14 protein-coding genes and 1 pseudogene are annotated in these 23,222 nt (G+C 44.7%); 11 read left to right on the top strand and 4 right to left on the bottom strand.

Translation table 11 applies throughout. The annotated features are described in order from the left end of the window. Nucleotides 1–540 precede the first annotated feature (540 nt). The 3 genes from QUB70_RS18510 to QUB70_RS18500 form a co-directional block, all read right to left on the bottom strand. The gene (locus tag QUB70_RS18510) at nucleotides 541–2,568 is read right to left on the bottom strand and encodes an adenylate/guanylate cyclase domain-containing protein (RefSeq protein ID WP_332982570.1); all 2,028 of its coding nucleotides are present in this window, start codon (nucleotides 2,566–2,568) and stop codon (nucleotides 541–543) included. Beyond that, complete coding sequence (locus tag QUB70_RS18505; protein WP_332982569.1) at nucleotides 2,534–7,225, bottom strand: PAS domain S-box protein; 4,692 nt, start codon at nucleotides 7,223–7,225, stop codon at nucleotides 2,534–2,536. Before QUB70_RS18505 ends, QUB70_RS18510 begins: the two co-directional genes overlap by 35 nt. 574 nt (nucleotides 7,226–7,799) lie before the next feature. Beyond that, nucleotides 7,800–8,309, bottom strand: a complete 510-nt coding sequence (locus QUB70_RS18500) for a hypothetical protein (RefSeq protein WP_332982566.1) — start codon at nucleotides 8,307–8,309, stop codon at nucleotides 7,800–7,802. A gap of 77 nt (nucleotides 8,310–8,386) precedes the next feature. On the opposite strand from QUB70_RS18500, the gene QUB70_RS18495 reads away from it, so the two are divergent. From QUB70_RS18495 to QUB70_RS18455, 10 genes and pseudogenes are all read left to right on the top strand, one after another. Next, the gene (locus QUB70_RS18495; RefSeq protein ID WP_332982565.1) at nucleotides 8,387–9,304 is read left to right on the top strand and encodes a histone deacetylase family protein; all 918 of its coding nucleotides are present in this window, start codon (nucleotides 8,387–8,389) and stop codon (nucleotides 9,302–9,304) included. 278 nt (nucleotides 9,305–9,582) lie between these two features. Further along, the gene (locus QUB70_RS18490; protein ID WP_332982562.1) at nucleotides 9,583–10,869 is read left to right on the top strand and encodes a glycosyltransferase; all 1,287 of its coding nucleotides are present in this window, start codon (nucleotides 9,583–9,585) and stop codon (nucleotides 10,867–10,869) included. Between the two features lie 241 nt (nucleotides 10,870–11,110). Beyond that, the gene (locus QUB70_RS18485) at nucleotides 11,111–12,121 is read left to right on the top strand and encodes a glycosyltransferase family 2 protein (RefSeq protein ID WP_332982560.1); all 1,011 of its coding nucleotides are present in this window, start codon (nucleotides 11,111–11,113) and stop codon (nucleotides 12,119–12,121) included. A 196-nt stretch (nucleotides 12,122–12,317) separates the two neighbouring features. Beyond that, nucleotides 12,318–12,899 carry a serine O-acetyltransferase gene (locus QUB70_RS18480; protein ID WP_332982558.1) on the top strand — a complete coding sequence of 194 codons (582 nt, stop codon included), beginning with the start codon at nucleotides 12,318–12,320 and terminating at the stop codon, nucleotides 12,897–12,899. A gap of 217 nt (nucleotides 12,900–13,116) precedes the next feature. Then, a complete protein-coding gene (locus QUB70_RS18475) occupies nucleotides 13,117–14,130 on the top strand; it encodes a glycosyltransferase (RefSeq protein ID WP_332982555.1) in 1,014 nt (337 codons plus the stop codon). 35 nt (nucleotides 14,131–14,165) lie between these two features. Beyond that, nucleotides 14,166–14,288 (top strand): annotated as a pseudogene (locus QUB70_RS32730) (IS1/IS1595 family N-terminal zinc-binding domain-containing protein); the annotation flags it as partial. A 168-nt stretch (nucleotides 14,289–14,456) separates the two neighbouring features. Beyond that, complete coding sequence (locus tag QUB70_RS18470) at nucleotides 14,457–14,591, top strand: hypothetical protein (RefSeq protein WP_332982554.1); 135 nt, start codon at nucleotides 14,457–14,459, stop codon at nucleotides 14,589–14,591. Nucleotides 14,592–14,647: 56 nt separating this feature from the next. Further along, nucleotides 14,648–14,797: a hypothetical protein gene (locus tag QUB70_RS18465; RefSeq protein WP_332982572.1), complete on the top strand. Its 150-nt coding sequence runs from the start codon at nucleotides 14,648–14,650 to the stop codon at nucleotides 14,795–14,797. Between the two features lie 201 nt (nucleotides 14,798–14,998). Beyond that, nucleotides 14,999–15,889 carry an alpha/beta fold hydrolase gene (locus QUB70_RS18460; protein WP_332982553.1) on the top strand — a complete coding sequence of 297 codons (891 nt, stop codon included), beginning with the start codon at nucleotides 14,999–15,001 and terminating at the stop codon, nucleotides 15,887–15,889. A 7-nt stretch (nucleotides 15,890–15,896) separates the two neighbouring features. After that, complete coding sequence (locus tag QUB70_RS18455) at nucleotides 15,897–16,019, top strand: hypothetical protein (protein ID WP_332982551.1); 123 nt, start codon at nucleotides 15,897–15,899, stop codon at nucleotides 16,017–16,019. 318 nt (nucleotides 16,020–16,337) lie between these two features. On the opposite strand, the gene QUB70_RS18450 is transcribed toward QUB70_RS18455, so the two are convergent. Further along, nucleotides 16,338–17,219 carry a Cof-type HAD-IIB family hydrolase gene (locus tag QUB70_RS18450; RefSeq protein ID WP_332982550.1) on the bottom strand — a complete coding sequence of 294 codons (882 nt, stop codon included), beginning with the start codon at nucleotides 17,217–17,219 and terminating at the stop codon, nucleotides 16,338–16,340. Nucleotides 17,220–17,703: 484 nt separating this feature from the next. Here QUB70_RS18450 and QUB70_RS18445 point away from each other — a divergent pair, with 484 nt between their 5' ends. Then, nucleotides 17,704–23,217, top strand: a complete 5,514-nt coding sequence (locus QUB70_RS18445; RefSeq protein ID WP_332982549.1) for a trifunctional serine/threonine-protein kinase/ATP-binding protein/sensor histidine kinase — start codon at nucleotides 17,704–17,706, stop codon at nucleotides 23,215–23,217. Nucleotides 23,218–23,222 lie beyond the last annotated feature (5 nt).

Genomic DNA, 23,222 nt, shown 5'->3' with positions numbered 1-23,222 from the left:
AGGGGAGAGGGGGAGAGGATTTGACGATTTTCGATCGGGACTCGAAATATACAATTTAAATGCACAACAGCTTATCACCCTCGGCACGATCGCACGATCGCCCAAATCTCAGTTTTGGGCCCAAAATCGAGTAAATGTTGAGCATAATTGCTGATTGACAAATGCTTTCTTAGCTTAACTTGTTACCAATGCAAAGAGCCTGATGAGTGGTCAATTACTTGTATTTTATTTGCTCCAAATGCTCCCCAACAGAATCCCGTTGAAGATATTTGGTTACAAGCTAAAAAATTTTTAAGAAAGTATTGGTATTTATGTAGATATTTTAATATTGTTAAATTTTTGTTGGAATTTTTTACTAACGAACATAAATTTGATTTCCCCAAAATACGTCAATATACTTACACAGAGAAAATCATTTAGGATTGCTCTAGATATAGAAAATCATTTAGGATTGCTATAGCAGAAGGAAGAAGGAAGATTAATGCCCAATGCCCCATTCCCAATGCCCCATTCCCAATGCCCCATTCCCAATTCCCATTTTTACTTTTTTTCTAGCAACCAATAAGTCATCATATTCCCCTTACCTTTTACCGGAATCACGCCTCGCCTCTCAAACAAATACTTATCTTTCAAAAGCTCATAAGTAACATCAGTAACTTGAATTCTGCCGGCATTCCCCGTAGCTTCCATCCTCGCCGCTACATTCACCGTATCTCCCCACAAATCATAGGTGAACTTGCTCACACCAATTACTCCCGCAACAACAGGCCCGGAATTGATGCCGACGCGAATTGCCAGTTTTTCCCCTGTGTCGGCGCACAACTTTGCTATTTTTGCCTGCATTCCCAGGGCCATTTGGGCGATCGCCTCGGCGTGGTCATTTCTCGGCGTAGGCAATCCCCCGACTACCATGTAAGCATCACCAATAGTCTTAATTTTCTCCACACCGTACTTTTCCGCTAACTGGTCGAAGTGGGAAAAAATTACGTTCAATCGCTTTACCAACTCCGTGGGAGACATTCTCGCCGACAACTCAGTAAAGCCAACAATATCAGCAAATAAAACACTTACTTCGGCAAAACTGTCCGCAATTGTAGTTTGCTGGGCCTTCAAGCGTTCTGCTATTGGTTTGGGTAAAATATTTAACAGCAACTTCTCGCTTTGTTCCTGTTGAATTTTCAGCTCTTCCTGCGCTAATTTCCGCTCTGTAATGTCAGAAACAGTACCCTCATAGTACATTAACGCACCTTTTGAATTCCGAACAGCCCGAACATTTTCTGATATCCAAATCCGGCATCCGTCTTTGCGTAATACCATAGATTCAAACCCCAAAACGGCATTGTCAGCATCCATAGCAGCCACGAATTCGAGGCGGCGTTCCGGGTCAACGTACAGTTGCTGAGAAATATTTTTAATGTCCGACATCAGTTCTTCTGGCGAGTCGTAACCGTATAATTTTGCCAAAGCTGGATTAGCGCTGAGGTAGCCTCCTGAAGGCGTGCTTTGAAAAATGCCTTCCATCGCATTTTCTACAATGCTGTGATATTTTTCTTGAGCAATGCGCAGCAATTCTTCTGCTTGTTTGCGCTGAATTAAAGAACCTAATTGAGTGCCGACCGCATTAAAAACGTCTATAAATCTGGCGTCTTTCCGAGAAGACGAAATTTTAAAGAAAACTAGCACTGCCAATACTTCATCGCCTACCAAAATCGGTACGCCAAAACCAACTTTGAATCCGAGTTCTAGTGCTATTTGACTTCGGAAAAAATGCGGGCAGCCCCTGGAAACATCTTCTACCCATTCCGGTTCCTTCGATGCCCAAACTCGTCCCGGTAGCCCTATATTCCGGGCAAATGTCAGTTGTTCGCTTTGGCTGCGGAACGATTCCAGGCTGGCGTTGCTGGCATACCAGCCCCGGGCAGATTGCAGGACAGTTCCTTCTGCATCGGGAATCCAAGCTTCTCCTACATCCCATCCGATTGTTTCGCCAACTTGGTGCAGAATTACTTCTAAAGCTGAGTGAAAGTCTACAGCTTCGCCGATCGCCCGCGTAGTTTCGAGCAAAAACCGGATTGACTCTTGGGCCCGCTGCCGTTCTGCGATTTCTTCCTCCAATCTAGAATTGCGATCGTGCAGTTCCCGGGCTTGCTGTTGCAGTTTCGATTGCAGCGAACGAAGGGAAAGTTGGTTTTCGACGCGGGCCAAAACTTCTTCTACTTGAAACGGCTTCGTAATATAATCTACTCCTCCTACTTGAAAAGCTTTAACTTTTTCCAGCACGTCATCTAGCGCACTAATAAAAATTACCGGAATATCTTTAGTTTTTTCACTTAATTTTAAGTTTTCACAAACTTCATATCCGTTCATTTTCGGCATATTAATATCTAGTAAGATTAGATCGGGAGGAGATGTTTGGGCCCCTTGCAGAGCCAGTTTTCCGTTAATAGCCTTCCTGACTTGATACCCGTAAGATGTTAGCATAGTGGATAAAAGTCGCAAATTGTCTGGCATATCGTCAACGATCAGAATGTCTCTAGGAGTCGCTGGTAATGGCTGGTCGTTCATCATAATATAATTGAGTTAAATCGATAATGATATCTATCCGAAAATTATCGACTAAATCTGTTAAAGCGTTAGCGAGATTTGCCTCAGTTTCGGGAATTTGCTCGATGAGTTCGAGGATGCGCTTGTCGTCAACGCAAAGTGCTGCTCGGTACAAATCGACCAGCCAGTCTGTGGGCATTACACTCAAATCCTCGGTGGTCAAACTTTTAAGCAGTGTCGGTGCTGACAAAGAAGTAGATGAGTTTTCTTCCTCATAAATATAACGCAGTTTCAGGTGATGTGCTATCTTTTCAAAGAGTACCTCTTCCCGAAACGGTTTACAGATCAAATCGTTACAACCAGCCGACAAAATTATTGGCCGCTGCTCGTCAAAAGCACTGGCAGTCAGGGCAATAATTATTGTTTCTCTACCTTCTGCGGTTTGCTTAATCAGTCTTGTCGCTTCGTACCCGTCCATCACTGGCATCAGCATATCCATTAAGATCAAGTGCGGCTTCCAAGTTGAGTGCAAAGCAACTCCTTCTTGACCGTTAGTTGCTTCGCGGACTTCAAATCCCAGCGGTACGAGGAGCTTGACCAGCAGTTGACGATTTTCCGCTACATCTTCAACTATTAATATCCGATAAGGTGGCTGTCCGGCTTCTAAAGCAATAACTTGTGTAACCGATGATGCTTCTTGTTCGTCACTTTCTGTTACTAAGTGAACGTGGATATTAAAGCTGAAAGTTGTGCCTCGATCGACTTCACTCTCAACAGCAATATCACCTCCCATAATTCGGACAAACTGTTGGCTGATAGGCAATCCCAGCCCGGTTCCCTGCATGGATTTTCGCCCTGTTTCCGTTTGTACGAATGGCTGGAATAATGAGTAAATTTCCGAGGGAGAAATGCCTGAACCAGTGTCGGCAATTTCAAAATACAATTGGGATTTGTTTTCTGCGGGGCTGCTGACGCGCAAAGTAACGGTTCCCTGTTGAGTAAATTTAATCGCATTGCCGAGCAGGTTAATTAAAACTTGCCGCAATTTTGCTTCGTCTGTTTGAATGTACTGCGGCAAATCGCCGATATTTTCAAAGATTAGGCGCAAGCCTTTTGAGTTGGCTTTTAGTTGCAGCATTTCTCTGAGGCTGTTGAGAAAGTTGTAAAGGTTGAAGCGGCTTTCAGTGATGGTAATTTGACCTGCTTCTATTTTGGACATTGACAAAACATCATTGATAAGTTCCAGCAAATGTTCGCCGCTGCGGTTGATAATTTCTATGTATTCTTTTTGTTCTTCCGTGATAGAACTGTTGCGAGCCATGACTTGGGAAAAACCGAGAATCGCGTTGAGAGGCGTGCGCAGTTCGTGGCTCATGGAAGCGAGAAATTGGCTTTTGGCGCGGTTGGCAACTTCGGCGTTTTCTTTTGATTTAAGCAGTTCCATTGACTGCCTTTGAGTGCGGGCGAGCAATTCGGCCTGCTGCAATGCTACTCCTAGCTGAGTGCCTACATGAACGGCAACGTTGATTTCAGCTTCGCTCCACTGGCGGGGAGCTGAATTTTGATAGGATGCTAGCAGTCCCCAGAGTTTTTCGCCGCAGAAGATGGGGACGGTAATGTAAGATTTGGCTTGAAATCTTTCTAAGAGTTGGATGTAACAATTATCGAAGCCTTGCTTGTAAATGTCTGGGACACAAAGGTAAGTTGTACCTCGGCTGTACGCTCCGCCTTCGGTTTCTTGCAAATAGGTATCGCGTACTTTTTGTGAGGTGCTATCGATTTTTTGGACGAGGCAATTTTCGCGGTCTAAAGCGCTTTCAGTAAAGTTAGCATCGATCTCCTGTACTTGAATGAAAGAAACCCACTTGCTATCCACGGATTCCGCTACAAATTCGCCGCTCCAGTCGGGATTGAAACGGTAAAGGGCGACTCGATCGCATTTCATGGTTTGGCGCAATTCTCTGGTTGTGGCGTGAAAAATTTCTCTGATATCTAAAGTCTGCCGCATTCTTTCAATGATGCGGGCGATCGCCCTTTGCAGCAAAGCACTTTCTTGCAGTTCTGTTTCTGCTTGCTTGCGTTCGGTAATATCTACAGCCATTAAAGCGATGCCGATCGCTCTACCGTTTTCATTAATTAGCGGAGTATTATACCATTCGCAAACGATACTTCTACCATCTTTTGTAAGAGTTTTGTACGTGGTGCAACTGGCAACAGACTCGGCATTAATTTTGTTGCTTAAAATTTGAAATATTTGGTAGTAGCAGTTGTGTGGAACGATAAAATCCGGGACATTCTGGCCGATAACTTCTTCTTTGCTGTAGCCAAAAAGTTTTTCGGTAGCCGGATTCCAAGTAATAACTTCTAAATTGAGATTTAATTCAATAATTGCGATCGGCGTTTGCTGCAATAAAAATGAGATTCTTTGCTGCGATTCTAGCAGTTTTTCGGCGGCTAATTTGCGGTCTGTGATGTCATTAGCCGTGCCGAGAATGTGTTTGGGTTTACCGTCAGTTGTTCTGAGAAATACTGTATCCCAACTGTGCATCCACCGCCATTTACCGTTTTTGTGTTTCATTCGGTATTGACATTCAATGACTTCGCCATCTTTGGCTCGCTCCACTTTTTGGACGCTTTCCAAAAACTCTGGCAAATCGTCGGGGTTGAGCAGATTTGACATCATTGCTGTACCCATATCTTTTATTTCTTGGGCGGTGTAGCCGAGCATCACCGCAATTTGGCGGTTGCTGTAAACATTCCGCTGTTCAATTACATCGTAAACGTACAATAGGTTGGGATTGGAATCGGCGATCGCCTGAATGAAGTGCTGGCTTTCTCGGAGTGCAGATTCTGCTAGTTTGCGATCGCTAATATCTCGCGCTACGATAATCACTGATTCTGGAGAAAGCGGAGAAACTTTAGCGTCGAGGCAAACTTCTCGCTCTCCAACTGTATAGCTATATTCAACATTGATGCTTTGCTGCGTTTTCAAAACTTGTTGGATGGCATTTAATACCAAATCTGCCACAGGTTCCGGCAAGACTTCGTGGGCAGTTCTGTTAATCATTTCGCTTGCAGGTTTCACCAAATTTGCCGTTCCTGTCGGGGCGATTTTGATGCAGCGCCCTTCTGCATTTCTCACTAAAACTGTGTCAGTCATGGCGGCAAAAATCGCCCGCAATTCTGCTTCAGATTCTTGCAGAGCTTGCTCAGCGCAGATGCGGGTGCGAATTTCTGCTTGCAGCAGTTTATTTTGCCGATCGAGCTGCACAAGCCGATTTTTTTCTCGATCTATCAGTTTACCTTGAGCGATCGCGATCCCTAGTTGAGCCGCCACAGCTTCTAACAAGTCGATTTCATCTTTCGTCCATTCCCGTTCGCGATCGCACTGGTGCAAGAAGATAGCGCCGTTTGCCCTGCCTTGGTAGGAAGTGCGAATTGCCAGCATTGATTTCAACCCAACCTTGTGGCAAATCGGTTGAACAGCTTGCAAAAGAGGATCTGAGTAAACATTGTTGGAGGCGATCGCCCGATCTTGTATCATCATTTGTACGACGTGAGGATTGCCCCAAATTGGAACGAGTACGTTCCCAATAGATTCGCATTCGGGTTCGAGATACTCGGCCACCAGAGGAATATCGACTTGAGGGCTAGTAACGTAAGTATGAATCAAACAGCGATTGACGCAGAATGCCTTACCGATTTGGGTTGCGGCTGTTTGAAATATTTGTTCGGGCTGCAAGCTCGATCGAATTTCTTGAGTTATTTTTGCAATCAGCAATTCTCCCTGAACTTGCCGTTCTAAAGCAGCTTTAGTCCTGGTCATTTCTATTTCTGCTTGCTTGCGATCGCTGATATCAAAAAGTACACCATACCAAACAATATCGCCCTTCTCGCGCATTTCTGGTCTAGAATTAGATTGCAGCCATTTGAGTTTACCCGACGGCGTAACAATCCGCCATTCAAAAGCAAAAGCTTCTAAACTTCTAGCGCTAGAAGAAATTTTTTCTACCAGATATTGCCCGTCATCTGGATGATTTTGAGCGAAGCACAATTCAGGATCTTTTAATATCTCCTCACTCTCTACTTCGTAAATTTCCCGACAAGCATAACTGATATATTCAAATTTGAAACTTCCATCGGGCTTTTTTATAAATTGATAAATAACTCCCGGTATATTGACCGCCAATTTCTGCAACAGCGCTTTGCTTTCTCGGAGTGCTTGTTCTGTTCGCTTGCGAAATTCTACCTCTCGTTGCAGTTGGGCATTTTGCTGTTTTAATTGTTTCGATAGCTGTTGTATAGTCAGTTGACTTTCGATCCGCACTAAAACTTCTTCCAATTGAAAAGGCTTAGTAATGTAGTCAACACCGCCGACTTCAAAAGCTTTGACTTTGTGAAAAGTTTCATTATAAACGCTCAAGAAAATCACCGGAATTTCCCGAGTATTTTCGTTAGCTTTCAGTCTTTCGCAGACTTCGTAGCCGTTCATTCTGGGCATGGCAATATCTAGCAAAATCAAGTCGGGGAGAACGGTAAATTTAGCATTGATCGCCATTTCTCCCGAAATCGCCCGCTGAACTTTATACCCCTCTTTCGTCAAGATATTGGATAAGAACCGGAGGTTGTTGGGCTGGTCATCAATAATTAAAATCTGAATACTATCTTTGTGTATCGCCATCTTTTGTCTAGCCATTTTAAAGTTAATAGTGTTAGCAGCAGATTAATATTTCAATGAATCGAGCGATTGTCTTCCAGCAAAACTCATTCATCAAACCTTTTCAACCTCAGCAAACAGAGGATTGTTTTTAAATATTGATTCATCGACTAACGCAGATTTTATTCGTTTCAAATTTTTTGCTGCTTGTCTTAAATTCGCAACTCAACTAAACCGCATTTTTGCCATATTTTATTGCAAAAACAAATCCCATTATTCGGTGGAAATATTAAATCTGCAAAAAAAATCATGACTCAGGCACTCCAGACCAAAGAAACCGGGGAGGATGGCGCAAGCTTCTTGACATTCTGCTGCCACCTTCAAAGGGTTTTAGCAGAGATACAGGTTTCGACGCACCCCGACACGAAGAAACGGGGGTTTTTATTCTTGCGATCGGGCTGTAACGCATCTTGCTGCGAATAAACCAAGGTGATGACGCACCCGCGCGCAAGTCTTCAGATATTTATAGGTAACTAAGAGTATAGATCGACGGGCCCGCACCCAAGGCCTGCCGTATAAACTCTTTTCTCGGTCTTTTCTAGGCAAGCAATTCCTTAAGTTTAGCAATATTTTCATTGCTGAGGGAGATTTTAATTTCAAGTTCTCGGTCAGCCTCCCACAGCAGCAGCATATTATCTTCGCCCAAGGCGATTTCGGGATTGTTTAATTCAAGTGTTTGATATTTAACTTCGGGAAATCCAATGCGAATTACCAATTCGGATTCCAACTGAGGATAGATGTACAATTGCTGTTGCAGGTTGTCTAGTTCTAGTTTGTGAACAGTGTTGTTACGTTGCACAGGAAAATCGGCTTTGTACCAATAGAGAGTTTCCTCGCGAATTTCGGGATTGACTATCACAAATGTTTCGTCAAAACGCTGGGGATGCCAGTGAATTTCGCTCAAACCGCCGATTTGCGGAATCAGTCGCTGTACCCAGCTAATTTCTTTGCCGTTGAGGTTTCCCCACCACTGACTGATATTATCGAGATTGTCAGCATTGTCGGGGTCGGTGCTGTCGGACTGCCAGACTGTTTTTAGTTGTTGCATATACAGATTCTCCATCGAATTTAAATTTGAGATTGCAGGCTTTCAATTTAAGATTCAATCGTTCTACAATCATCTTAATGGACTTACCAATTATCTACCACGAAGATTACGTTGCACCCCTGCCGCCGGATCACCGCTTCCCGATGGCAAAGTTTCGGATGCTTTACCAGATGCTGCTCGCGGACGGGGTAGCAGATAAATCCCAATTTCACGCTCCCGAACTTCCCCCTCAAGAATGGATTGAATTAGTCCACGACCACCGCTACGTTCAAGCTTACTGCAACGGGACGCTCGATCGCAAAGCGACTCGGCGAATAGGTCTGCCTTGGAGTCGGGCCCTTGCTAACCGTACTTGCACTGCGGTTGCAGGGACGGTACTAACTGCCAAGCTCGCTTTAGAGTGCGGTTTGGCTTGCAATACTGCGGGCGGAACTCATCACGCCTTCCCTGCTTTTGGGTCTGGTTTTTGTATTTTTAATGATTTGGCGATCGCCTCTCGCGTTTTGCAAAAAATTGGTTTAGTTCGCAAAGTTTTAATTGTCGATTTAGACGTGCACCAAGGAGACGGAACCGCCGTAATTTTCCAAGATGACAGCAGCGTTTTTACTTTCTCGATGCACTGCGAGGTGAATTTTCCCGGTACTAAACAAAAGGGCGATTTAGATGTACCTTTGCCTGTCGGTATGGAGGACGACGAATATTTACAAACCTTGGATAAATTCTTACCAGATTTGCTGTCAAATGTCAAGCCAGATTTAGTTTTGTACGATGCTGGAGTAGACCCTCATCAGGGTGACAAACTGGGAAAATTAGCTTTAACTGATACGGGTTTGTTTCGCCGGGAAATGCAAGTTTTGACGGCCTGTTTGGCTGGCGGCTATCCAGTTGCCTGCGTGATTGGCGGTGGCTATTCCGACGACATGAATGGGTTAGTTTACCGACATTCGCTGCTGCACCGAGCCGCAAGTCAAGCATACAGGCAATATAAACTTTGAGATTTGTAAATTTTGCGACAAAAATCTATATAAATTTAGTTAAGATCGCATAAATGAACGGCAGACAGCGCGAGCGATCGCAAAAATTTGGGAGCCATAGAATTTATATTTTATTATAGACTAAGCTGTTCGGCATTTAAAAGACGATTGTAGGGTGCGTCAGATAAGAAAGCGTTTCCCATGTCTAGTCAGTGTTCTAGCTGACGCACCCTACCTGGATCGTTAGTGGTTTAAATGCTCCACAGCTTAGAGTTTAATCAATAAATAGGATGTCGCGTATGCAAGTTAATTCAAACAACTCTGAACAACTAGGAAAAACACAGGATTTAGAGTTTCTAGAACCTATTACCAAGCGTTATTTGATGGTCATTAACGTCAGCTCCACCTGCGATGAAAAAGGTGACAGGTATATCCATCCGCTGTGGGCAAAAGACCTAACGGAACACTTCAGGTATCTTAAAAACTTCACCTTAGCAACTCCCTGCAAACAAGAAACATCCCCAGAAAATGCAATTGTCGTCACCCGCGAACCATCGTTTTCTAACGTTGAATTCATCGACCTTCCCTCCCCAAACAGCTACCGCGAGGCAATATTGACTCTGCCTGCTACAGTTGCTAAACTTTGGGGTGCGATCGGCAAAGCAGATATTGTACACAGTTGCGTATCAGGCTGGCCGATTCCTATGGGGTGGTTAGTGACACCAATAGCCCTGATTCAGGGAAAATTCTACGTACTCGTAGTCGAGTCCGCACCGTGGCGTCTGGAACCAGGCACAACCATAAAAATCAAAGACAGAATCATCGCTTACGTATCGGAAATAGTGAACCGCTGGTGCGTAAATAATGCTAACCTGACAATCTTCACACAATCGGAATACTTGCAGAGTTTACTGACAAAGCGACAAGAACGAGGTCACGTCATCCACGCTTCCTGGATAGATGAAGAAAATATAATTTCTGAAGCCGATGCAGCGGAAATATGGCACAAAAAGTTATCCCCATCAACCCAAAAACTCAAACTTCTATTTGCTGGCAGAGTGGAGTCCAGTAAAGGCGTGTTAGTTCTCTTAGAAGCGATGAAAATTTTGGATCGGAAAAACATTGCTGTCAATCTCGATATACTCGGGGATGGCACCTTGTTAAGCGAATGCAAAATACTTAGCAATCAACTGCAAAAATCGGTTAAAATCCAATTTTTGGGTACGGTTGCTTACGGCAAAGAATTCTTTCGGCTGCTGCAAGAATATCACGCTATTGTAGTTCCCAGTCTTTCAGATGAGCAGCCCCGGATTGTTTACGATGCTTATTCCCAAGCAGTACCGATACTCGCAAGTAACACAGACGGACTGCGCGACTGCATCCAAAACCATAAAACTGGTGTAATTGTTAATTCTAACGACCCTGTAGCCTTAGCAGATTCGATCGAATGGTCGGGGCAAAACTTGCCTCAGCTTCAAAGTATGGGCAAGGCATCTCTCCAGCAGGCTCACAGCATGACGCACCAAGAAATGCACCGTTCGCGGTGGCAGCTTTTATTGAAGATGTTGCAGTCATCCAAAGTTTGAATTTAGCTCGTGGCTTTGGGGAGTGCAACTTTTAATTGGAGTTGTTGTCTTTTACTCTCGGATTGGTTCGTGGCGGGGCGTTCCACTCCCCCGCCGAGAGTTTCGATTTGAAACTGCAAAATTTACTGTACGTCCCTTTACTGGTGGTAAAGTAGGAGGCAGATCCAATGTCGGGCGATCGCCCGACACTTGCAAAAAAAAATAAGCTGAGTTAGAAAAGTCAATAAAGAGTATTGCGCTTATGTCGAATGCCAGTGCGTCTAGTCAGCCGTACTCATTACTCGTAGTCATTGTTAATTACAGGACGCCCCGTCTGACAATCGACTGCTTGCACTCTCTAGTCGGTGAAATTCGATCGCTCCCAAATACCCGCGTTGCAATTGCCGACAATGCTTCAGGCGACAGTTCCGCCGAACAAATAGCAGCCGCCATCGAAGCAGAAGGCTGGAGCGAATGGGCATCCTTCGTGCCCCTAGACCGCAACGGCGGATTTGCTTTCGGCAACAACGCCCTCATCCGTCCCGTCCTGGAATCCACAAATCCCCCCCCTTACTTCCTACTGCTCAACCCAGACACGGTAGTTCGCCCCGGTGCCCTCAAAGCCCTCGTCGATTTCATGGATGCTCATCCCGAAGCAGGAATCGCTGGCAGCCGCTTGGAAAACCCCGATGGCACGCCCCAGGAGTCAGCGTTTCGGTTTCACAACGTTTTCACCGAACTCGATTTCGGCTGGCGTCTGGGCCCGGTGTCCAAGTTATTGAAAAACAAGGTCGCCGTACCTCCGATTTCCCAAGAAATCTGCCAGACTGATTGGGTAGCTGGAGCTAGTATGATTGTCCGTCGCGAAGTATTTGAAAAGGTGGGCTTGATTGATGAAGCTTATTTCATGTACTGCGAAGAAATGGACTTTTGCCTGCAAGCAAACAAAGCTGGCTGGAGTTGCTGGTACGTACCCGAAAGTCGCGTTGTCCACTTAGTAGGGCAAAGCTCGGGCGTCACAGACACCAAAGCAGTCCGCAAGCGGATGCCCCAGTATTGGTTTGATTCCCGGCGGCGCTACTTTATCAAAAACTATGGCTTTCTCTACGCAGCCTTAACTGATGTTTGCTGGGCTTCCGGTTTTGCTGCGTTCAAGGTGCGCCGGGCCATCCAAGGCAAGCCAGACAGCGACCCGCCAAACTACCTCCAGGATTTCTTGCTCAATAGTGTATTTTTTAAAGGAGGTGCGATCGAAGAATCTAAAAATATTTAAATGGTTTTTGTAAACAAGTCTAAGCTTGCTCAATCGTGTTAACGATCGCCAGTAAAACATTATCTAACAGACGGAAAAATGGTTAGGATTGTCAAGAAAGTAAACTTGGTACATTCTTGATTGAAAATTCTAAAAAGAGCAGATGTTTGTCAGAATGAGAGACAGATAAAATCAGACAGAGTGTTGAATAAATCTTATGGTAACGCAGACAGACTTAATTGCAAGTGAAAATCAAGTAGAAGCTCCTGCACTAGGGTTGTGGCAGCAGATTAAAGAAGATTGGATAGCTCACGGTCGTGATTGGACTAAGCCGGGATTTCGGGCCGTAGCAGTTCAACGCTTTGGTGTCTGGAGAATGCAGGTTGAACCTAAATTATTGCGTGCTCCTTTGAGCATTATCTATCGATCGCTCTACCGAAAAGTCCGCAATACCTACGGTATAGATTTGCCTTTCACTGTGAAGCTCGGTCGTCGCGTGGTGATCGAACATCAAGGTGCGATTATTATTCACGGATATTGTACGATCGGCGACGATTGCATTATCCGCCAAGGCGTAACTATGGGAAACCGATATTTGGACAAGCCGCTAGAATCGCCTCAATTGGGCGATCGGGTTAACGTCGGCGCAGGCGCAAAAATCCTCGGAAAAGTAAACCTGGGAGACGACGTAAATATCGGGGCAAACGCCGTAGTTTTATCAGACATTCCTGCCGGCAAAACAGCAGTGGGTATACCTGCCAAGATTCTTCAATCTACCAAAAACCAGGAAAATGCTTAGATCGACATTAGACCTCTTGCAAAAGTCCTTTTAATCAAATTTTGGAACGGGCTCTGGGGCCCATTCCACAAGAAAAAAACTTTTTGTGGGATGGGCATCTTGCCCGTCCCAGCTATTTTTGCAAGAGGTCTAATATAAAGATATTGTGAAGTTACTGTGAGTGTCACTAAAATATTAATATAACAGCTTGCAACTCGAATTTAAGAGGTAGTAGAAATTGAAACAAATTGGATTGGTGGCGATCGGACGCAATGAAGGCGAAAGGCTCGGATCGTGCTTGCGATCGGCGATCGGAAAAATAGCTTTGGTGGTTTATGTCGATTCCGGCTCAACAGACGGTAGCTTGGAATTAGCCCGATCGCTCGGAGCCGATACAGTTGAACTCGACCTATCTACACCTTTTACCGCAGCACGCGCCAGAAATGAAGGCTTTGCCCGTTTGCTGCAATTAGTTCCAGACATCGAATTTGTCCAATTTGTAGACGGTGACTGCGAAATTGTTGACGGCTGGCTCGAACTCGCCCAGCAAGAACTTGCAGCCAAACCAGAATTAGCTGTAGTGTGCGGACGCCGCCGCGAAAAATTCCCCGAAGCCACAGCATACAACCGACTCTGCGACATCGAGTGGGACACGCCTGTCGGCGAAGCCAAAGCCTGCGGAGGCGACTCCATGATGCGCGTCTGGGCGTTCGAGCAAGTCGGCGGTTTCAACCCCGCACTAATAGCCGGCGAAGAACCCGAACTGTGCGTCAGGCTGCGCCAAAACGGTTGGAAAATCGAGCGCTTAGATGCGGAAATGACCCTGCACGACGCCCAAATGACGGGTTTTGACCAGTGGTGGAAGCGCTCTCAAAGAGCAGGTCACGCCTACGCCGAAGGTTCCTGGCTGCACGGGAACACCCCCGAACGCCACTGGGTCAAAGACACGCTCCGCATCTGGTTCTGGGGATTTGTTTTGCCAGTGCTAGCATTGGGTACAGCCTGGTTCACAAATGGGTGGAGCCTGTTGTTGCTTTTCGGCTACCCGATACTTACCTACCGCATCTATCGCCGGATGCAACAAAACTTAAAATCAAAGGATGCAGCCCTCTACGCCGTATCTTGCGTGCTGGGGAGATTTCCTCAATTGCAAGGTCAGATGCTGTTTCACAAACGTCGATTGCTGGGACAGCGGATCAATTTGATTGAATACAAGACAGCAAACCCCATTAACTCAGCCAGTTCCAATTAGTGCTAATAGCTGGTAAGGCGTTGCTGAGTTAGAGTATGAATAGGAGGAATAATTTATGCAAAGCAAGCGAATGTAAATCAACCCATATCCGTAAAAATGGCAAGAAAAAAGGAAAACAGAACCACATTTGCGTGCAATGCGGTCGTCAATTCATCAATAGACCTCTTGCAAAAATCCTTTTAATCAAATTCTGGAACGGGCTCTGGGGCCCGTTCCACAAGAAAAAAAATTTTGTGGGATGGGCCCCAGAGCCCGTCCTAGTTATTTTTGCAAGAGGTCTAATACTTGAAATTTGACGATATTCCCATTCCTGGGGCATCCATACCTTGATTCAGCAACGCCATGAAATTATGGCAACTATGGATGGTGCCAGTTGGGTTTTCGATAAGATTGCTCAACCAACAATCGTGCAACAAAAAGCTTTGGATTTACTCGGCGTTTCTCTGATTTGTACTCAGTAAAACCGGAGCCAAAAATCTTTCAAAGGTAAGCTGTACATACTCAGAAGCCTTTATCAATGGGGGGACTTCAGTTTAGAGACTTTTTATTAGAAGTAAATGGTGATAAAGAGCCTGATGATTGGTCAATTACTTGTATTTTATTTGCTCCAAATGCCCCCCAACAGAATCCCGTTGAAGATATTTGGTTGCAAGCTAAAACTTTTTAAGAAAGTATTGGTATTTATGTAGGTCTTTTAAGATTGTCAAATTTTTGGAGAGAGTTTTTTACTAACGAACATAAATTTGATTTCCCCAAAATACGTCAATATACTTACACAGACAAAATAATTTAGGATTGCTCTAGATATAGAAAATAATTTAGGATTGCTATATAATGAAAGTAGTTAACGAAACTTTACATAATAACCGTGACAGCACAACAATTAGTATCTGCAACCAGCTTTGAAAAATTAATTTGGACTTGGAAAGGTCACAAAATCCAATATACCGTCCAAGGAACCGGCCGCCCTCTGATCTTGATTCACGGATTTGGGGCTTCGATCGGACATTGGCGGCAAAATATCCCCGCACTCGCGGCCGGCGGCTATCGCGTATTTGCGCTGGACTTGCTGGGATTCGGCGCTTCCGCCAAACCGGCCCTCGATTACACTCTGGAATTGTGGGAAGAATTGCTGACTGATTTCTGGGCGGATCTGGTACAAGAACCGGCGGTATTTGTCGGGAATTCGATCGGCGCTTTGCTGAGTTTGATGGTAGTCGCCAACCATCCAGAAATATCAGCAGGCGCAGTCTTAATCAACTGTGCCGGCGGGCTCAACCACCGACCCGAAGAACTTAGTTTTCCCCTGGGATTAGTCATGGGGACTTTTGCTAAATTAGTTCGATCGCCCATCATCGGCCCGTTTGTCTTCAACAACATCCGCCAAAAACACCGCATCCGCAACACCCTGCGCCAAGTCTACGGGAACCGCGAAGCCATCACCGACGAACTCGTAGAACTCCTCCACGCCCCCTCCTGCGAACCCGGAGCTCAACAGGTATTTGCCTCGATTCTCACGGCCCCAGCAGGCCCTCAGCCGTCAGAATTGCTGCCAAAGGTCGATCGTCCGTTATTGGTACTTTGGGGCGCAGACGACCCCTGGACGCCGATCGCCGGCAGCCAGATTTATCAAGAATTGGCCGCCAACGATAAACCCGTGAAATTTGTCTCAATTCCCAACACGGGCCACTGTCCCCACGACGAGCGGCCGAGTGCAGTCAACGCTCTGATTTTGGACTGGCTGGTGGAAGTGAAGTAAAATTTTTATGGTGAATGCAATTCTGGGGCGATCGGCTAAACCCCTGTATTACAAAGGTTATACCTCGCTCCACCGCAGCCGCATCCGAGCTTCGGCCGACTCCAAAAAAAACTTTTGTGAAAACCATTGACACAATCTACTGAGTCAGCTATATTGATGGACGTGTGAGGAGCGAACCAGAAAAAGCACCGAGACGAAACACGGCCAGTCGTCGGTGCTTTTTCTGTTGAAAGGCATTTTTAAAATCGGAATTATACTGTAAATAAGACGGCGGTTGAAACCGCGCCTACACAAACGAAGTCCGCACAACGCGAGACTGAAGAGAATAACTGCCCGGTCTTCAACCCGCGGAGGCGGGTTTGGCTTGTATAGACGCGGTTTCAACCGCCCAGTCTTCTGCGGAGCGAGCGAGACGCTCGCATTCGGAAAATTATTATTTCTACAAATATCAACGATCGCCCAAAACAAATTGTTCGATCGCAGCAGCCACCCCATCATCCTCCACATCCGGCGCCACCCAATTAGCAACAGCCTTCACGCCATCAGGAGCATTCCCCATCGCCACGCCCACACCCGCGTAGGAAATCATTTCTAGATCGTTAAAATTGTCGCCGATCGCCATCACATTCGCCGCCTGTAAACCCAAAATTTCCTCGGCTAAATACTGCACCGCATCTCCCTTATTCGCCGAAGGATGCGTAGCTTCAAAAAAAGTAGAAACCGATCGAGTTAAATAAAGTTCCGCAGGCGTGTAGCGCTCTCGCATACTGATGTGCAAGCCGTCGAGTACCGCCGGATTCTTGCACAAAGCCAAAATTTTCGTCGGTTCCCCCGGAATATCTCGCCGCAAATCTTTAATCGCGATCGGTTCAATGCCCGATCGTTCGGCATAAATTCGGGTAGCTGCGGTAATTTCCGGGACATAAAGTTTGTCGTCAATGTAGAAATGGATCGAAAGGAGCGGTCGCAAATCCGGTTCTTCAAAATAATCTAACAGTTGCAGAGCGGTTTGTTTCGACAGCGGCAAGTGACGCAGCCGCTTTTGAGCTGCTATGTCTTGAATCCACGCGCCCTGGTAGCAAATCAGCGGCAAAGTTGAGCCGATGTCCGAGTGAAAACGCAAAGCCGATCGGTACATCCTGCCCGTAGCCACGGCCACTTTCACCCCCCGCAACTCGGCTGCCAAAATTGCCTGCTTGACGGGTTCTCGGATGTCATTTGACAAACCTGCGATCGTGCCGTCGATATCCAGTACCAGTAGTTTAATCTCTGCGGTGCCCAAAGCGCGATCGGTCGCAGTCGCTGGATTTGAGGCCGTTATATTCTGCATGGTTTTTTGATTTTAGCTGTTGATTTGCACGCACCAGTTTATTTTGGCACTGCCCGGATAGCAAAGTGCGGCTTCTGATTTTTTGAATACAATATAGATAAGTGAGGAAACAAAAAAAAGTATCGAGCATCAGCCTTGGCGGGTTTGGCTAAGCTATATAATAAGCAGCCAATTTATTGCGGTAATAACCGCCTTATACCTGCGATCTTTATTTCCACTTACTTAATTAGGACTTACGCATGGGAGCCCAGAAACAGGTTTTTTTTACGAAAAGACGCGTTGCAGCCCGCAGATCGGTAACAAACCCAGTTTCTTTGGTCTGAATGCGTAAGTCCGGTTAATAATATGCGTTTAAAAAAAAATAATTCTGTAGGCCCGCAATCGAAACTCTTAGGCGATCGTTCATTCCCACTTCTTCAATCTCAAATATAAAATTTAAAATCTAAAATTGTATAACCTCACCTTTAAAACACCCCCAAACATCATGATTGCCATTCCGGGATACCGCATTGACGAAGAAATTTATACAAACCCTCACACAGTTATTTATCGAGGGATGCAGCTTGAGGAACAAAAACCAGTTATCCTCAAAACTCTCACGCCAACCTACCCTACCCCAGCCCAAATAGCGCAACTCCTGCACGAATGTGAAATTATTAAAAAATTAAATTTCCCTGGAATAGTCAAGTTTTACAAACTAGAAAACTACAATCACTTTCCTGTTTTAATTTTAGAAGATTTTGGCGGTATTTCCCTCAAAGAATATCTCAGCAACGGCCCGCTAGAGTTACAACAATTTCTGCAAATTGCCATAAAATTAGCAGAAACTATCGGGCAACTCCACGAACATCACATCATCCACAAAGATATTAAACCGAGCAATATTATTGTCAATAGTTCGACAGGGGATGTCAAAATTGCTGATTTTGCGATCGCCTCCCTGCTACCGGGCGAAAACCCCGCCCTGGGCCATCCCAATTTACTCGAAGGAACCCTCGCCTATATGTCTCCCGAACAAACGGGACGCATGAATCGGGCGATCGATTACCTGAGCGATTTTTATTCTTTAGGCGTCACCTTTTATGAAATGCTCTGCGGCGAATTGCCTTTTAATGCCACCGATCCGATGGAATTAGTACACTGCCATATTGCCAAAACCCCAGTTTCTCCTTGTGAAAATAGAAAGCAGAAAATAGAAAGCAGAATCAATCAAGCAGAAAGCGAGGAGATTCCTCAAGTCGTTTCCGACCTCGTGATGAAACTATTAGCAAAAACCGCCGAAGACAGGTATCAAAGTGCTTTCGGACTTTTGTACGACTTAGAAAAATGTCTCGCTCAACTGCAAACAACAGGCAAAATTTCTCACATCACCCTCGGTCAGCAAGATCGGTCAAGTCACCTGCAAATTTCCCAAAAAATTTACGGGCGAGAAGCCGAAGTTAAGATGCTTCTGGGTACGTTCGATCGGATGAGGCGGGGCAATACAGAAATCGCGATCGTTTCCGGTTGTGTCGGTCTGGGAAAATCGTGGTTAGTCTATAAAATTTACAAGCCGATTCGGCGTGAAAACGGGTATTTTATTGACAGCAAATGCGAGCAATTTAAGCGCGATATTCCCTACAGTTTTTTGCTCCAAGCTTTTCAAGAGTTGTTGCGGGAAATCCTCACAGAAACAGCCGCCCAAGTCCAAGTTTGGAGACAAAAAATCTTAAAGGCCCTCGGCGGCAACTGCCAAGTAATTATTGAAGTTATTCCCGAAGTAGAACTGATTGTCGGGCCGCAGCCCCCTGTGCCAGATTTAGGAGCAAGTGAATCTCAAAATCGCTTTAACTTAGTATTTCAAAAATTCATCCGCGTCTTTACTGAAAAAGAACACCCGCTGGTAATTTTCCTCGACGACTTGCAGTGGATCGATTCAGCATCGCTCAAGTTAATACAACTGCTAGCAACAGATATAGAAAGTCAATACTTATTAATAATTGGAGCATATCAAGAACAAGAAGTAGATGCCAATCATCCCGTAATGCTCGCGGCCAAAGCAATTAGAAAAGCAGGCGGGACTGTGAGCGCGATCGCCCTTTCACCTTTCGATATCAACAGCGTCAATCAATTCGTTGCTGATACTCTCAACTGCGCACCAGAAAAATCGCTAAATTTAGCACAATTACTTTTTCAAAAAACCGCAGGAAATCCATTTTTTTTAACTCAATTGTTGAAGTATCTTTACTCAAAAAAATTATTAGAATTTAAATTTGAACCGTCAGAAACTTCGGTCGAGCCGGCCGAACCTCCCCTTTCTGACTTTGCCAGACAAATCCCAGAGCGAGTTGTGAAAAAAAGCCAAATCACAGGCGAGTGGCAGTGGGATATCGAGCAAATACAACAAATGGAAATAACTGACAATGTTGTAGAATTAATGATAGACAACATTCAGAAACTTTCCGAGAATACGCAGGAACTGCTCAAATTAGCCGCTTGTATCGGCAACAGATTTGATTTGGGAATTCTCTCGATCATCGGCGAAAAACCTCTGGCGTTCGCAGCAACCGACCTCTGGGAAGCACTTCAGTCTGGTCTGATTGTGCCCGTGAATAGCGCCTGCAAAATTCCGATCGCGCTAGCAGCAACCACAGAAGTAACAGACAAAATATCTACAGACTTTACAGATGAATTTTCCCTACCAGTTGCTGATGCTGCTAGCACGAATTACAAATTTTTGCACGAGCGAGTACAGCAAGCAGCTTATGCTTTAATATCCGCATCTCAGAAACAAGAAACCCATCTCAAAATTGGCAGATATCTGCTGCAACACGCACATCCCGAGCAATCAGAAGAGCATATCTTTGATACAGTCAACCAACTAAATGCAGCCCAACAAATCATTAGCAGCGAATTAGAAAAATTTCAATTATGCCAATTAAATTTAATTGCAGGTCGCAAAGCAAAAGCAAGTGCAGCTTACGAACTCGCCGTCAAATATTTCACCGCAGGTATTGAACTGCTTCCCCCCGAAAGTTGGCAAACTGACTACGACTTGACTCTTGCACTCTACGAGTCAGCCGCAGAAGCAGCTTACCTCAATACCGAGTTTGAACTAATGGAAAAATGGGCCGAAGTTGTCCTGCAACACGCAAAAAATGAACTAGACAAAATCAAAGTTTTTGAAATCAGAATCACAGCTTGTGCGATGCAAACCAAACTCCAAGAATCGGTAAAAATTGGTCGGGAAGCACTAAAAATGTTAGGAATCAACTTCCCAGAAGCGCCGATTCCCCTCCACATTCAGCAAGCACTGGCTAAAACCGCAGCTTATTTAACCGGAAAAAAAATAGAAGATTTAATTAACTTGCCGGTGATGACAAATCCGCGAAAATTAGCAACTATGCGCGTGCTTTCCAGTATGTTTTCAGCTACGTTTATAGTCGAACCTGTGCTGCAACCGTTGATTGTGTGCGAGCAAGTTCATTTATCTATAAACTACGGAAATTCGGCTTTTTCGGCTTTCGGTTATGCTAATTACGGAGCAATTTTAAAAGGAATAGTTAGAGATATTGAATCCGGCGACCGCTTCGGTCAATTAGCTTTAAATTTGATCGCTAAACTCGATGCTTTAGAATTTAAAAGCAAGACGCTTAATTTAGTAGCATTCATTTTGATGCACGGAAAGCATCACGTTAAAGACACTTTACCGCTGTTAGAGGAAGCCTATCAAAGCGCGCTAGAGAATGGTGATTTAGAATGTGTCGGATATTCGACTGTAAATATTTGTCAATCTTTGTATTTCATCGGTCAAGAATTGCCACAACTGGAACGAAAGATGGCAAATTACAACCATTTGCTGTTCCAACTCAAGCAAGAAACGGTATTGAGTTGGAATCAAATATATCGGCAAACAGTTTTGCACTTGATGGGAAACTTGCCAAGTTCCGACATTTTATTAGGTGAAGCTTACAGCGAAGAAAAATTGCTGCCTCTGCTGTTAAAAGCTAACGATCGGGTGGGACTCCAGCACTTTTATTTGCAAAAATTAATATTATCGTATTTATTTGGAGATATCGAGCGAGCGCTAGAAAATGCAGCGCAAGCCGAAGTTTATTTAGACGGAGTTGCGGGCTTTATTAATGTTCCTGAATACCATTTTTACGATGCCCTCGCCCGACTAGCAGCATATCCATCTGCAACAAAAGAGGAACAAGAAGAGCATCTTTATTCCGCAACCAGCAACCGAAAAAAGCTGCAAAAAAAAGCGCTTTCTGCGCCAATGAATTTTCAACATCAATGCGACTTAATTACCGCAGAAAAAGCGCGAGTTTTAGGCAATATTGTGAGAGCAATGGAATATTACGACTGGGCAATTCAAGGAGCACAACAAAACGGATACATACAGGTACAAGCACTCGCGGCCGAATTGGCAGGAGCATTTTATTTATCCATAGGACGAGAAAAAATTGCTAAAACTTACTTGACAGAAGCGCGTTATTGCTATCAGCGTTGGGGAGCAAAAGCCAAAGCAGCGCATTTAGAATCAAAATACTCGCACTTGCTAGCTTCAGCCTCGATTTCAACTAATATCGAAACTCACAAATCTATCAGCAATGCTTCCACTACGAGCGACAGTGCAGGCGTGCTAGATTTGACAACAGCAGTCAAAGCATCGCACACATTAGCCGGCGAAATAGTTCTAGACAAACTGCTGGCAAAAATGATGAAAATTGTCATTGAAAATGCCGGGGGGCAAATAGGGTTTTTAATACTAGAAAAAGACGGTCAATGGGTGATTGAAGCATCAGGATCTGTAGATGTCGATCGCGTTGCTGTCATGCAATCAATTCCCATAGATTTTGTAGCAGACGATCGAGAAGTAACTTTGCTGGCAGTTGCAGTTGTCAACTATGTCGCCCGCACCCAAGAAAGCGTAGTTTTAAACGATGCCGCCCGCGAAGGACAATTTACTCGCACACCCTATATAATTGCCGTTCAACCTAAATCAATTCTTTGCACTCCTTTAATCAATCAAGGCCAACTCTGCGGCATTCTATATTTAGAAAACAATCTGACTACAGGCGCTTTTACGCCAGACAGGTTAGAAATATTAAAACTGCTGTCTTCTCAAATTTCTATCTCAATCAAAAACGCCCAACTTTACGCCAATTTGCACGAATTCAATCACAATCTCGAAAATTTAGTACAGCAGCGTACCTCCGAGCTCTCCCAAACTTTAGAAGATTTAAAATCTGCCCAAAATAAACTGGTAGAATCGGAAAAAATGGCTGCCCTCGGAGGGTTGGTTGCAGGTGTTGCCCATGAAATTAATACTCCCATCGGTATCGGCATCACCGCCGCTTCTCTGCTCGCTGAAAAAGCCACAAAATTTTTTGAGCTTTACACCAACGGCAAAATTAAACGCTCCGAGTTAGAAAAGTTTCTGGATACCGCCATGCAAAGCAGTAATATTATCTTATCCAACCTCACGCGGGCGGCGGAGTTGATTCACAGTTTTAAAGAAGTAGCAGTAGATCAGTCGAGCGAATTAAAACGCACGTTTAACTTGAAAAACTATCTAGAGGAAATTTTGACATCCTTAACTGTTAAACTCAAAAGAACTAAACACAAAATAGAGATTAAGTGCGATGAAAATATTGTACTGAACAGTTACCCCGGCGTGCTGTGTCAAATTGTGACAAATCTGGTGTTGAATTCCCTAATTCACGCTTACGATAGAGAAGACGAAGGAATTCTGACCTTTGATTTCAAACTAGAGGACGATCGCCTAATATTTGAATATGCCGATAACGGCAAAGGAATTGCCCCAGAAAATCTCAGTAAAATTTTTGAACCGTTTTTTACCACCAAAAGAGGTCAGGGCGGCACCGGATTGGGACTGCATATTATTTACAACCTCGTCACTCAAAAACTAAAAGGTACAATTTGCTGCGAAAGTCAAGTAGAAAAAGGCACAAAATTTATGATTGAATTTCCCGCTAAATTTACCAATTAGTTATT

The sequence above is a fragment of the Microcoleus sp. A003_D6 genome (genome assembly GCF_036702825.1).
Lineage (GTDB): Bacteria > Cyanobacteriota > Cyanobacteriia > Cyanobacteriales > Microcoleaceae > Microcoleus.
This window is presented reverse-complemented; position numbering and strand designations above follow the sequence as displayed.

Coding starts and splice junctions, on each gene's coding strand:
- QUB70_RS18485 (WP_332982560.1), top strand. CDS start 11,111: ATGTCGAATGCCAGTGCGTCTAGTCAGCCGTACTCATTACTCGTAGTC.
- QUB70_RS18500 (WP_332982566.1), bottom strand. CDS start 8,309: ATGCAACAACTAAAAACAGTCTGGCAGTCCGACAGCACCGACCCCGAC.
- QUB70_RS18510 (WP_332982570.1), bottom strand. CDS start 2,568: ATGATGAACGACCAGCCATTACCAGCGACTCCTAGAGACATTCTGATC.
- QUB70_RS18450 (WP_332982550.1), bottom strand. CDS start 17,219: ATGCAGAATATAACGGCCTCAAATCCAGCGACTGCGACCGATCGCGCT.
- QUB70_RS18495 (WP_332982565.1), top strand. CDS start 8,387: ATGGACTTACCAATTATCTACCACGAAGATTACGTTGCACCCCTGCCG.
- QUB70_RS18445 (WP_332982549.1), top strand. CDS start 17,704: ATGATTGCCATTCCGGGATACCGCATTGACGAAGAAATTTATACAAAC.
- QUB70_RS18455 (WP_332982551.1), top strand. CDS start 15,897: ATGGTGAATGCAATTCTGGGGCGATCGGCTAAACCCCTGTATTACAAA.
- QUB70_RS18490 (WP_332982562.1), top strand. CDS start 9,583: ATGCAAGTTAATTCAAACAACTCTGAACAACTAGGAAAAACACAGGAT.
- QUB70_RS18465 (WP_332982572.1), top strand. CDS start 14,648: ATGGGGGGACTTCAGTTTAGAGACTTTTTATTAGAAGTAAATGGTGAT.
- QUB70_RS18480 (WP_332982558.1), top strand. CDS start 12,318: ATGGTAACGCAGACAGACTTAATTGCAAGTGAAAATCAAGTAGAAGCT.
- QUB70_RS18505 (WP_332982569.1), bottom strand. CDS start 7,225: ATGGCGATACACAAAGATAGTATTCAGATTTTAATTATTGATGACCAG.